Source organism: Leptospiraceae bacterium, from assembly GCA_025059995.1.
Classification (GTDB): domain Bacteria; phylum Spirochaetota; class Leptospiria; order Leptospirales; family Leptonemataceae; genus SKYB61.
The window spans coordinates 161,248-174,926 of sequence record JANXCF010000002.1; the positions used below are offsets into that span (position 1 = coordinate 161,248).

The window sequence follows — 13,679 nt, forward strand, 5'->3', positions numbered from 1 at the left end:
TAGGGTAAAACTTATGGCACAAAAAAAAGTAGTAAAACAGATCAAACTACAAATCGAGGCAGGGAAAGCAACCCCCGCACCACCAGTTGGACCAGCTTTAGGTCAGGCAGGAGTAAACATCAAGGAATTTTGTGAACAATTTAATAATCGGACCAAAAGCCAAGCTGGTATAAAAATACCTGTCATCGTCACAGTTTATTCGGACAGAAGTTTTACTTTTATTACCAAGTCTCCACCAGCATCGGTTTTGATACTCAAAGAATTGGGGGTAGAGAAAGGAGCTAAAACCCCAGGTACGCAAAAAATTGGCAAACTCACAAGAGCTCAGTTGGAAAAAATCGCAGAAATCAAAAAGAATGATTTAAATGCTCCAGATTTAGATACGGCTGTGAAGATTATTGCGGGTACTTGTAGATCAATGGGAGTTGAAGTTGATTTATAAAAGGAGTTAAAACTATGAAACGAGGGAAAAAGTGGATAGAAGCAAGTAAAAAAGTCAATTCTAATGAAGCTATAAGCATTGATGAAGCAGTTAGAAAAGTAAAAGAAGTATCCTATACAAAGTTTGATGGGACGGTGGAGGCACATTTTAAAATCAATTATAAATCTATTCAAAACGTTCGGGGGATTGCATTATTACCTTATGGAACAGGGAAAAAAATCACAGTTTTAGTGATTGCGAAGGAAGACAAACACCAAGAGGCAAAGGAGGCAGGAGCTGACTTCGTAGGTTCTGATGACATTATTGAAAAAATCCAAACAGAGAAATGGACCGACTTCGATGTCTGTATAGCTACCCCCGATATGATGGGAAAAATCGGAAAATTGGGTCCTATCTTGAAAGGGAAAATGCCAAAACCCAAAGCTGGCACAGTAACGGATGATCTAAAAACAGCCATCAGAAACGTGAAAGGTGGTCAAATCGAGTACCGTGCTGACAAAACTGGCGTGATACATGTACCAATAGGAAAGGTATCTTATGAAGAAGAAAAACTAAAGGAAAATCTAAAAACCATGTATCAAACCATTATGAGGGATAAACCGGCAGATGCCAAAGGGGAATACGTGAAGACTCTATATATAGCTCCAACAATGGGACCATCAATCAAGATAAATCCAAAAACTATTATATGATAGAGGGATTGATATGCCATCACGCAAGAATGTTCAATTGGTAAAAGAATTAAAAGAAATCATAGAAAAAAAGCCAAATCTAATCATGACGACCTATACAGGCTTAACCGTAGAGCAATTGACTGAACTGCGAAAAAAGCTCAAAGAAAAAAAAGCCACAACAAAAGTTGTTAAAAATACTATCTTCAAAATTGTTTTGAAGGACTCACCTCATCATGAATACGAAGAAAAACAAAAAGCTATTGAAGAAACCATAAGAGGTCCACTCTTTGTTGCTTTTGCAGGGGATGAATTACCAAGTATTGCAAAAGTCATAATTGAAGAAAGCAAAAAAGATGAAAAAATCCAACTACGTGGAGGGTATTTTGAAGGAAAATTTTTGGACTCTAATGAAATCAAGAGCATAGCAGGATTACCAACGAAAGAAGAATTGCTAACTATTATTGCAAGAGGTTTAAATACACCTGCGCAACGAATCGCCATAGGTATGAAGGAAATCATAACTCGAATTGCACGTGGTATCCAACAAATTGCAGAGAAACAAAATTCCTAATGTAAATTATTTAGAAAGGAGTTTCATATGTCAGTAGTAGATGAATTACTTGAGAAAATAAGCAAATTAACCTTAGTCGAAGCATCGGAATTAGTAAAAAAAATGGAAGAAAAGTTTGGCATTTCCACAGCGGCTCCAGTAGCTGTTGCAGCAGCGGTCGCTCCCCAAGCTGGGGGTGCAGCTCAGCCTGCTGAAGAAGCACCTGCAGCCTTCAACTTAGTCTTGAAGAGTGTTGGTGAGAAAAAAGTTGATGTGATCAAAATCGTAAGGGAAATCACAGGTTTGGGTTTGAAAGAAGCAAAAGAACTAGTAGAGAAAGGCAATCAAGTAGTCAAAGAGGGTTTAGATAAAAATCAAGCTGAAGAATTGAAGAAAAAATTCACTGACGTGGGGGCTACCGTAGAACTTGTTCCTGCTTAGTTCAAAATCCCATCCCAAAGTTTTTCTGGGGTGGGAATTTATGATTCTTTTCATGAAAATTTCAATCCAAAACGCTGCCAAAGAATCCAGTATTCAAAATCCGAAAAAAAGCAATTTTAACTTTTTATTCATATTTTGATAAAAATCACTTCCACAAAGGGATAAACTATGTCAGAAAATATTCAATTTACCATAAAAAGAACGAAGGATTTTAAAGTAATCAATTTGGGAAAAATCACAAACTACGATTTGATACCAGATTTGATTTCTATTCAATTTCGTTCCTATGATGAGTTTTTACAAAAAGATGTTGATCCAAAACAACGTGAAAACAAAGGACTAGAACAGGTTTTTCGGGAAGCATTCCCTATTGAGACAGATGATACAGATGATCAAAATGGTGTGATTGTCGAGTATGATCATTATAAAATCCAAGAAAGCAGATGGTCTCCTTTGGAATGCAAAAATCGAGGTTTAACGTATGGTGGAGCATTAAAAGTAGTTTTGAAGATATTTTTGAAAAAAACTGGAGAAATTCGATTACAAGAAGTTTATTTTGGTGAAATTCCTTTGATGACTCCAAATGGAACTTTTATCATCAATGGAGCAGAAAGAGTAGTGGTATCTCAGCTACATCGTTCACCAGGGATTTTCTTTTTTTACGATCAGGAAAAGAATTTATATACAGCTCGAGTTATTCCATACAAAGGTTCGTGGTTAGAAATTGAATTAGACCCCAAGGATGTTCTTTATATAAAAGTTGATAAGAGAAAAAGAATCCCAGCAACTATCTTTCTTCGAGCTTTAGTATGTGAGGAGGGAACAAACGAAGAAGTTCTGAAACTCTTTTATGAAACAGAAAAAATCGATTTGTCAGGCTTAAAGAAAAAACAATATTCTAAAATCATCAAAAAAAGAGTAGCAACTGATATCATTGATCCTGAGTCAGGTGAAATCATCTTTGAAGCAGGAGACATGTTGGATGAAGACTCCATCCAAAAACTAAAAGATATTGGGATTGAAGAAGTCGAAATTCTTAAATTCTATACGAACAAAGATGATACTATAGTTATAAATACTCTACAAAAAGATGAAGTAAAAAATAAAAAAGAAGCTGTGATGAAATTTATTCAATATGTCCGTGGGGATAACTATGACTATGATGATGCTTTGGAAATTATTGAGTCAATGTTTTTTGATGAAAAAAATTATGATTTATCTCCCGTAGGAAGACACAAAATAAACAACAAGTTTAAATACATAAGTCCACAAAACTTTGATGGCGTAAAAACACGGACTCTAAGAAAAGAAGATATCATAGAAACCTTTAAATATTTTCTAAAATTAGTTAAAGAAGTAGATGGTTATGAATTAGATGATATTGATCACTTGGGGAATCGTAGAGTTCGAAGTGTAGGTGAGTTATTAGCAAATCAATTGCGACAAGCATTTGCCAAAATGGAAAGAAGCATCAAAGAAAAATTAGCTTCTATAGATAGAGAAACTATTACACCTACTGCTGTAGTGTCAACAAAGTCTTTTGCAAGTGCTATCAATGATTTTTTTGGGTTGGGTCAGTTATCTCAGTTTATGGATCAGACAAACCCCTTATCCGAGACTACTCATAAAAGAAGATTGAATGCGCTAGGTCCAGGAGGATTGAATCGCGAACGAGCTGGTTTTGAAGTTCGTGATATTCATTATAGTCATTATGGAAGGATGTGTCCCATTGAGACTCCAGAAGGACAAAATATCGGCTTAATTGTTTCAATGAGCACATTAGCTCGGGTGAATGAATATGGTTTTTTAGAAACTCCTTATCGAAAAGTAATTAAACAAAAAGATGAAAAAGGTCGTATAGTAAAAGTTTATGTTTCTAATGAAATTGAATACCTTACAGCAGATGCAGAAGAACTCTATGCTATTGCTCAAGCAAATACACCATTGAATGAAGATGGCACTTTCAAAACAAAATTTGTTGCTTGTCGTAAAAGAGATGATTATCCACTACTTCCTCCAGAAGAAATCGATTATATGGACATAGCTCCACTACAAGTGGTTAGTGTTTCAACATCGCTCATACCCTTCTTAGAGCATGATGATGCTAATAGAGCTCTTATGGGGTCTAACATGCAAAGGCAAGCAGTTCCCTTAATTGAAGAAGAAGCACCTTTCGTAGGAACAGGAATGGAACCCAAAGTGGCTTATGATTCAAGAGTTTGTGTACTAGCAGAAGAAGATGGTGTTGTAGAAAAAGTCGATGCTAATGAAATTATCGTAAGAAACAAAGATGGTAAAAAACAAAAATATGTATTAAGAAAATTCGAAAGAACGAACCAAAATACAACATTCAACCAAAAACCTGTTGTTAATACAATTATCTTTGATTACAAGGAATGGGATAACGAACTCAAAAAGTATATTTACTTCAAAGAAGCAGTTGTAAAAAGTATAAAAAAAGATGAAATCGAAATTCAGGTGACCACAGAAAATGGAAAGGTAGTGAATGTTTCTTATCCTCTCAAAATAGGAGAAAAAGAATATGAACCCTTAGTGAATGAGAATGAAAGAATCACAAAACCCAAAGCAATAGCAGGACAAAAAGTTTATAAGGAAATACGCGATAAGGACGGAAGAATTAAGCGCAGAGCTACTATTTTGGCAGAAGGTCCTTCTATAGACAAGGGACGTTTAGCATTAGGGAAAAACGTTTTGGTAGCTTTTATGCCATGGAATGGATATAATTTTGAAGATGCAATTCTTATTAGCGAACGGTTAGTAAAAGAAGATGTATATACTTCGATACATATTGAAGAATTTGTTGTAGAAACTCGAGAAACGAAACTTGGTCCTGAGGAAATCACAAGGGATATCCCAAATATTAGCGATAAGGCATTTCGAGATTTGGATGAAAAGGGAGTCATACGAATTGGGGCAGAGGTGCGTCCTAATGATATCTTAGTTGGAAAAGTCACACCACAAGCAGAAAAAGAAACAACACCTGAATATAAACTTTTACAAAGTATTTTTGGAGAAAAAAGCAGGGATGTAAAAGATACCTCTTTGAGAGTTCCTAATGGAGTAGAAGGAATAGTTATTGATGTAAAATGGTATTCTCGGTCGAGAGGAGATGAACTCCCTGCTGGAGTAAATGATATGGTGAAGGTTTTTGTTGCTACAAAGAGAAAGATTCAAGTTGGTGATAAGATGGCAGGAAGGCATGGAAACAAAGGTGTGATTTCAAAAGTTTTACCTGTTGAAGATATGCCCTTTATGGAGGATGGAACTCCAATCGATATTGTTTTGAATCCTTTAGGTGTTCCATCAAGAATGAATATTGGTCAGATCTTTGAAACAATGTTGGGTTATGCAGCGAAAAAACTAAACTATCTTTTTGAAACACCTGTTTTTGATGGTGCCAAAGAAGAAGACATAAAGAGATATTTAGAATTAGCAGATTTACCTTTGGATTGCAAATTTCAACTGTATGATGGAAGAACGGGAGAGAAATTTGAAGGAAAAGTTTTCTGTGGTTATATTTATATGATGAAGCTAACACACATGGTGGATGATAAAATGCATGCTCGTTCTACCGGTCCTTATGCTATGGTTACCCAACAACCCTTGGGTGGTAAAGCTCAGTTTGGAGGTCAAAGATTAGGAGAAATGGAAGTATGGGCTCTTGAGGCTTATGGTGCTGCATATACCTTACAAGAACTGCTATCTTATAAATCTGATGATATTAATGGAAGAAATAGGATATATGATGCTATCATAAAAGGAATACATTCCATAAAACCTGGAATACCTGAGTCTTTCAATGTTCTTTTGCAAGAATTAAGAGGATTAGCGTTGGATTTGCAATTATTGGATGAAAACCGAAATCCCATTGATATTTCTGATTTGGATGAAGAATATAGCAAATCCACAAAATCAAAAATACGCATTGAAACCATTGAAAGAAATTAAAAAAATTTATAAAATTTCAAAGGAGTTATCATTATGCTAAAGAAAAAAGAATTAACTTTTGATGCCGTAAAGCTCATGTTGGCTAGTCCTGATAGAATTCGGGAGTGGTCCTATGGTGAGGTGAAAAAAGCAGAAACGATTAACTATCGAAACCTTAAACCCGAAAAAGATGGACTTTTTTGTGAGAGGATTTTTGGAACAACACGTGATTACGAATGTCATTGTGGAAAGTTCAAATCTGTTAGATACAAAGGAGTAGTATGTGATAAATGTGGTGTGGAGGTTACTTCTTCGAAGGTTCGTAGAGAAAGGATGGGGCATATAGAATTGGCAACACCTGTAGCACATTTTTGGTTTTATAAAAATGTCCCTAGTAGAATCGGAATACTGATTAACAAAAACGTAAATCAAATTAAGAAAATCCTTAATTATGAAGTTTTCGTGGTGATTGATCCAGCTGATTCTGATAAAGAAGTTGGTGAACTCATTAAAGAAGAAGAATATAACGAATTACTAGATGAATATGGTGAGAAGTTTTTAGCTTTAACGGGTGCAGAAGCAATCAAAGAACTACTTAGCAGAATTGATATTGAACAAGAAATCCACGAGATACGTTCTCAGATTTCGAGTGAACCTTCCAAAAATCCTGATAAAAGATTGCTAAAAAGATTAGAGATTTTAGAAGCATTGAAGGAGTCAGGAAACCGCCCTGAGTGGATGATTTTAGAAGTAATTCCCGTGATTCCTCCTGAGCTACGTCCAATGGTTCAATTGGAAGGAGGTAAGTTTGCTTCTGCTGATCTCAATGATCTTTATAGAAGAGTGATAACACGTAATAATCGACTTAAGCGATTACTCCAGCTAAAAGCTCCTGATATCATTATAAGAAACGAAAAGAGAATGCTTCAAGATGCTGTTGATTCTTTAATTGAAAATTCAAAAAAAGGAAAACAAGGTTTAGTGAAAGGAAAAGGAAATCGTCCTCTAAAGTCCATTGCTGATAATTTAAAGGGGAAATCAGGTAGATTTCGGCAAAATCTTCTTGGGAAAAGAGTGGATTATTCTGGTCGTTCTGTTATTGTGATTGGTCCTAATCTCAAGTTACACGAAATGGGATTACCAAGAAAAATGGCACTTGAGTTATTCAAACCTTTTATAATGAGAAGATTGTTAGAATTAGATCTTGCTCCTAATATCAAAACAGCAAAGAAAAAAATCGAAGAAGAGTCACCCGAAGCGAATGAAGCATTAGAATATGTAATCAAAGAGCATCCTGTTTTACTTAACCGAGCTCCTACTTTACATCGCTTAGGAATTCAAGCATTTCTTCCTGTAATTGTTGAAGGAAAAGCTATACAATTACATCCATTAGTATGTCATGCCTTCAATGCTGATTTTGATGGAGATCAGATGGCAGTGCATGTTCCTCTATCCCCGAAAGCCCAGTTGGAGTGCTGGATGTTGATGTTGTCATCGCATAATATTCTTAATCCTGCAAACGGACAACCAATTGTATTTCCTACTCAAGATATGGTGTTGGGATTGTATTTATTGACGTCGAAATTGAGTGGTGATGTCGGTGAAGGGAAAAGTTTTTCTTCTTTAGAAGAAATTTATCATGCCTTAGAGAGCAAAGTAGTTGGGCTTAGAGCAGAGGTTCGAGTTCTTTACGAAGACAAAATCATCTATACAACACCGGGGCGATTCATTTTTAATTCTATCCTTCCAAAGGGATATCCTTATGTGAATAATCCCATAACTGATAAGGAAGCGATACGGATAATTGCTGATGTATACGCAAACTATGGGATTGTTGAAACAGTCGAGATGTTAGAAAAGTTTAAAGAATTGGGTTTTAAATACTCTACGATCTTTGCACCTTCCATTGCAATATCAGACATCAAAGTTCCGGCGCAAAAAGTGGAATTTATACAAAAAGCAAATGAAGAAGTAGAAAAAGTAACCAGAGATTACAAGAATGGCATTATCACCAACGAAGAACGTTATAAAAAAGTCATAGAAATCTGGGACAGAACAAACGAAAAAGTGATGAATGCTGTTTTCGAAGAACTCAAAAAAGATCAATCAGGTTTCAATCCCATTTATGCCATGGCAGAATCAGGAGCACGAGGTTCAAAACAACAAATCCGTCAGCTGGCAGGTATGAGGGGTCTTATGGCTAAGCCCTCAGGAGAGATCATAGAACTCCCTATACGTTCAAACTTTAAAGAGGGTTTAGGTATCTTAGAGTTTTTCATCTCTACTCATGGTGCAAGGAAAGGATTAGCTGATACGGCGTTGAAAACCGCAGATGCTGGATATTTGACAAGAAGACTCGTAGATATAGCTCAAGATGTGATCATAACAGAAGAAGATTGTAAAACAGAGCATGGACTTTGGATTAGTGCCGTCAAGGATCGAGACAAGGTTGTGATAAGTTTAGGGGATCGAGCTTTTGGTAGAATCTTAGCAAAAGATTTAGAACATCCTATAACAAAAGAAGTCTTGTTTAAAAAAGGAACCCTCATAACGAAAGAAATCGGAAAAACCATTGATGCTTTGGGGATAGAAAAAATTTATATTCGTTCTATCCTTACATGTGAATCAAAAAGAGGTGTTTGTGCTAAATGTTATGGATTAGACTTAGCGCGATTGAAATTAGTGGAATTGGGTGAAGCTGTCGGTATTATCGCTGCTCAATCCATTGGGCAACCTGGAACCCAGCTAACCATGAGAACCTTTCACGTTGGTGGTGTGGCCACCAATGTTGAAAGAGGTGAGAATGAAGTCAAGGCTCCTTCTGATTGTATTAGTTGTATTATCAAAAAAGTTCAAGGTTCTGTTGTGAAAGATAAGACAGGAAAACATCTTTTAGCAACTCGTGGTTCCATTGAATTGAAAAAGATTCACCTAAAATTCACGTTGGAGCATTTGCGAAATCTTCGTGTTAGGGATGGAGATCGAGTTATTTCGGGGCAACAAATAGCTGACGAGTATTTTGATGGAAATGAATGGAAACGTGGTCTCACATATAGCGGAATGGGAATTGCACGCATTATTGATAATTTGTTCTATATTGAAGAAGAGGATATCATTACTATCAATTTAAAGATTGGAAGTGAAATCTTTGTTCAGCAAGATGAATTCTGCCAACCCAACCAGCTTCTTGCAAAGTATGATACATTGAATGATATTATAATCACTGATATGAATGGTGAGGTTGAATATAAAGATATTGAGTTAGATGAAAATTTGAAGCAAGATGAACAAGGCTATTATCGAGTGTATGAAGTTCGTGGTAAAAAGTATAATCCTACTATAATAGTAAAAAACAAAGATGAAACAAAAGAATATCCCGTGCCCGTAGGAGCAGTTCTTTTAGTTGAAAATAAAGGAAAAGTAACTGCAGGGGATGTTTTATATAAAGTCACTACAGTAAAAGAAATTAAAACAAGGGATATCACAGGAGGTCTTCCGAGAGTAGAAGAGCTTTTTGAAGCACGTTCCCCCAAAAAGAGAGCTATTTTGGCTCCAATTGATGGAATAGTGGTTGATAAAAATGAAGTAATAAAAGACAAAAGGATTATCTACATTAATCCTTTGCAAATTGATCAAAAAGAAGAAGAAAAAGAAATCGATTTTGAAGAAATCCAAAAAATGTATGAAAGACTTGCGAAATCATCAAAGAAACATTCTCGTGATGAAGAAGAATTAGAAGAAGCATATGAAGAAGTGGATTATCAAGATTACAATATTTACAATGAAATCGAAAGTGAAGTCCCAACGAGATATAAAATCGCTATTCCTGTTTCTTTGAGGCTACTAGTAAGGAATGGAGATCAAGTAAAAAAAGGAGAACCTATCACAGAAGGGCAATTAGATCCGCACGATATACTCAGGATCAAGGGTTTGGATGCTTTACATGAATATCTAATCCAAGAAATCCAAGAAGTATATCGATTACAAGGAGTCTTTATTAACGACAAGCACTTAGAAATCATCATTCGACAAATGCTACGAAAAGTAGAAATTACTGATCCTGGAGATACAAATTTTGTCCTGCATCAACAAGTAGATAAAATCAAAGTTAAAGAAGAAAACGAAAGGGTGATTGCTGAAGGAGGAGTTCCTTGCAAATATAAGCCTATTCTTTTAGGTTTAACCAGAGCTTCTTTGAATACTGACTCATTCCTTTCAGCAGCAAGCTTCCAAGAAACAACCCGAGTATTAACCGATGCAGCATTGAAAGGAAAGATCGATGAGTTGGTAGGACTAAAAGAAAATATCATTGTTGGTCATTTGATACCTGCTGGAACGGGTCTTAAAAAGTATAGAGATATTGAAATCTTCTACGAAGAGTATGGTGATATTCAGAAGGCTTACAAGAAAAGGTTGGAACTCTTAAAAAGAGAAGAATGATAAACTTCTTGATGAGATATAAGTAAAAATTTTTATGGATGTAGGTGAAGGAGTTTATAAAATTTTATAAAGTGTTTAAAGAAATGAGGAAGTTATGCCTACGATAAATCAGTTAATTCGATTAGGAAGAAAAAAACAAAAAGCGAAATCGAAATCTCCGGCGTTAAAGGGTTGTCCTCAAAGGCGAGGAGTTTGCGTTCGTGTAATGACCATTACTCCAAAAAAACCAAATTCAGCTCTCCGAAAGGTTGCAAGGGTGCGCTTAACAACAGGAATTGAAGTTACCGCATACATACCCGGTGAGGGTCATAATTTGCAAGAACATCATACTGTTTTGGTTCGAGGTGGAAGGGTTAAGGATCTCCCTGGAGTTAGGTATCACATAGTAAGAGGAACTTTAGATGCTTTGGGTGTTGAAAAACGTAGAAAAGGAAGATCAAAATATGGAACCAAAAAGCCAAAAGCATAGGAGATCATTATGGCACGAAGAAAATTGAATATCAAAAGAAGAATACCACCACCTGATCCAGTTTATGGAGATGTGCTTGTATCAAAGTTCATCAATATAATGATGAAACGGGGAAAAAAGTCAGTATCAGAAAAGATTTTTTATAAGGCGATGGAATTGATTAAACAAAAAACGGGAGAGGAAGGAATAGAGATTTGGAGGCAAGCAGTAGAAAATGCAAAACCAGAATTAGAAGTAAAAAGCCGTCGAGTAGGAGGAGTTACATATCAAGTGCCGGTTGAAGTACCACCTCATCGTCAAGAATCTTTGGCTATGCGTTGGATTATTAAATCCGCTAGAGAACGAAAAGGTAAGTCCATGATTGAAAAATTAGCAAATGAGATTATTGATGCAAAAAACAACACGGGTGGCGCAATCAAGAAAAAAGAAGAAACAAGAAAAATGGCAGAAGCCAACAGAGCATTCAGTCATTATCGATGGTAATTTCATATTAATTTCTTTCGGGAGACAATTATGCCAAGACAAATACCATTAGAAAGAACAAGAAATATTGGAATCATGGCTCACATCGATGCGGGGAAAACTACAACCACAGAAAGGATTTTATACTACACAGGAAAAACCTACAAAATAGGTGAGGTTCACGAAGGAACCACCGAAATGGACTGGATGGAGCAAGAAAGGGAAAGAGGAATCACAATCACCGCAGCGGCAACAACGACCTTCTGGAATGGAATGGAAAAACAGTATCTTCCGCATCGAATCAACATTATTGATACTCCAGGGCACGTTGACTTTACTGTAGAAGTCGAACGTTCCTTAAGAGTTTTGGATGGTGCAATTGCTGTTTATGATGGAGTGAATGGTGTTGAGCCACAAACGGAAACGGTTTGGAGACAGGCTGACAAATATAACGTTCCAAGAATTTGCTTCATAAATAAAATGGATAGAATAGGAGCTGATTTCTTTTTCAGTGTCAATAGTATAAAAGAACGCTTGGGGGCAAATGCAGTTCCTATCCAACTACCCATTGGAAAAGAAGCAGATTTTGTTGGGGTTGTTGATTTGATTCATAACCGAGAAATTATTTGGTCTGGTGAGGAATTAGGAGCAAAATTTTACTTTCAAGAAATAAGAAAAGAATTAAGAGACATAGCAGAAGAATATCGCAACAAACTTATAGAGTCTGCAGTTGAATGTGTTGATGAATTGTTAGAAAAATATTTAGATGGTGGTGAAATCACAGTTGAAGAATTAAAAAGAGCCATTCGGATTGGAACTCTACAAAGAAAGCTTTTCCCAGTTTTATGTGGAGCAGCCTTTAAAAACAAAGGGGTTCAGCCTCTTCTCGATGCTGTGATTGATTTTCTTCCTTCACCCGTTGATATTGCTCATGTAAAAGGGATTGATAAGAAAACTGGAGCTGAAATTGAAAGAAAAACTGATGACAATGAGCCATTCGCTGCTTTAGCTTTTAAGGTGATGACAGATCCTTATGTAGGAAAATTGACCTTCTTTAGAGTTTACTCAGGCACTTTAAAGAAAGGAACTTACGTATTGAATTCCACAAAAGATAAAAAAGAGAGAATGGGAAGGCTTCTTTTGATGCATGCGAATCAGCGAGAGGAAATTGATGAAGTAAATGCGGGTGATATTGCTGCTGCTGTAGGATTAAAAGACACAATCACCGGTGATACTTTGTGTGATGAAAATGCACCGATTGTCTTAGAAAGTATGTCTTTCCCTGATCCTGTGATTGATTTGGCAATAGAACCTCTGACAAGAGCAGATCAAGATAAATTGGGAACAGCTCTTATGAAATTAGCTGAAGAGGATCCTACCTTCCGAGTCAGAACTGATCACGAAACAGGGCAGACCATCATTTCTGGAATGGGAGAGCTACACTTAGAAATCATTGTGGATCGTTTAAAAAGAGAATTCAAAGTAGAAGCTAATGTTGGTAAGCCACAAGTTGCATACAGAGAAACCATCACTGGTTTTGCAGAAGTTGAAGGAAAATACATCAAACAAACTGGTGGTAGAGGTCAATATGGTCACGTCTGGATACGAGTAAAACCAAACGAACCTGGTAAAGGTTATCAGTTCATTAATTCTATTGTGGGTGGAGTAATTCCTAAAGAATATATACCTGCCGTAGATAAAGGTATTCAGGAAGCCATGCAAAGCGGTGTTTTGGCTGGTTATCCAGTCGTGGATGTAATTGTTGAGCTTTTCGATGGCTCTTATCATGAAGTTGACTCCTCAGAATTAGCGTTCAAAGTTGCCTCATCTATAGCCTTCAAAGATGCGTGTAAAAAAGCAAATCCAGTTCTGTTAGAACCCATCATGGATGTGGAAGTTGTAACGCCAGAGGAGTACATGGGTGATGTGGTGGGAGATTTGAATCGTAGACGCGGAAGAATTTTATCCATGGATCAAAGAGGGAATGCAAGGGTAATTCGATCAGAAGTACCCTTGGCAGAGATGTTTGGATACGCCACAGATTTACGAAGCTTTACACAGGGACGAGCTTCATATACGATGAAGTTTAAGCATTACGAACAAGTACCAACGAATATAGCAAATGAAATCATAGCAAAAGTTTCTGTTTAGTAAAAAAATAAAACATTTTTAGTAAATTATAGTAGACTAGACAATAACGTAAAAAAAATTAACATTCTCAGTAAAAAATCTGATTGATGAAAATTTAATCAA

The 13,679-nt window shown here is 36.2% G+C and carries 8 protein-coding genes and 1 pseudogene; all 9 read left to right on the top strand.

Annotated features, from left to right (window positions below; translation table 11 throughout):
- Positions 1-13: 13 nt before the first annotated feature.
- The 9 genes and pseudogenes from rplK (at position 14) to fusA (ending at position 13,577) form a co-directional block, all read left to right on the top strand.
- Complete coding sequence (rplK, locus tag NZ853_03100) at positions 14-442, top strand: 50S ribosomal protein L11 (protein ID MCS7204661.1); 429 nt, start codon at positions 14-16, stop codon at positions 440-442.
- 14 nt (positions 443-456) lie between these two features.
- Positions 457-1,134, top strand: a complete 678-nt coding sequence (gene rplA / locus NZ853_03105; GenBank protein MCS7204662.1) for a 50S ribosomal protein L1 — start codon at positions 457-459, stop codon at positions 1,132-1,134.
- A 13-nt stretch (positions 1,135-1,147) separates the two neighbouring features.
- Positions 1,148-1,687, top strand: a complete 540-nt coding sequence (rplJ, locus tag NZ853_03110) for a 50S ribosomal protein L10 (GenBank protein ID MCS7204663.1) — start codon at positions 1,148-1,150, stop codon at positions 1,685-1,687.
- A 27-nt stretch (positions 1,688-1,714) separates the two neighbouring features.
- Entirely contained in the window at positions 1,715-2,107 is a 393-nt protein-coding gene (gene rplL, locus NZ853_03115; protein MCS7204664.1) for a 50S ribosomal protein L7/L12, read from the top strand.
- 168 nt (positions 2,108-2,275) lie between these two features.
- Complete coding sequence (gene rpoB, locus NZ853_03120) at positions 2,276-6,076, top strand: DNA-directed RNA polymerase subunit beta (protein ID MCS7204665.1); 3,801 nt, start codon at positions 2,276-2,278, stop codon at positions 6,074-6,076.
- Positions 6,077-6,109: 33 nt separating this feature from the next.
- A pseudogene (rpoC, locus tag NZ853_03125) lies at positions 6,110-10,240 on the top strand (DNA-directed RNA polymerase subunit beta').
- A 349-nt stretch (positions 10,241-10,589) separates the two neighbouring features.
- Positions 10,590-10,964: a 30S ribosomal protein S12 gene (gene rpsL / locus NZ853_03130; protein MCS7204666.1), complete on the top strand. Its 375-nt coding sequence runs from the start codon at positions 10,590-10,592 to the stop codon at positions 10,962-10,964.
- Between the two features lie 9 nt (positions 10,965-10,973).
- Positions 10,974-11,447, top strand: coding sequence for a 30S ribosomal protein S7 (gene rpsG / locus NZ853_03135; GenBank protein MCS7204667.1), 474 nt, complete (start codon positions 10,974-10,976; stop codon positions 11,445-11,447).
- A gap of 30 nt (positions 11,448-11,477) precedes the next feature.
- The gene (gene fusA, locus NZ853_03140) at positions 11,478-13,577 is read left to right on the top strand and encodes an elongation factor G (protein MCS7204668.1); all 2,100 of its coding nucleotides are present in this window, start codon (positions 11,478-11,480) and stop codon (positions 13,575-13,577) included.
- Positions 13,578-13,679: the final 102 nt, after the last annotated feature.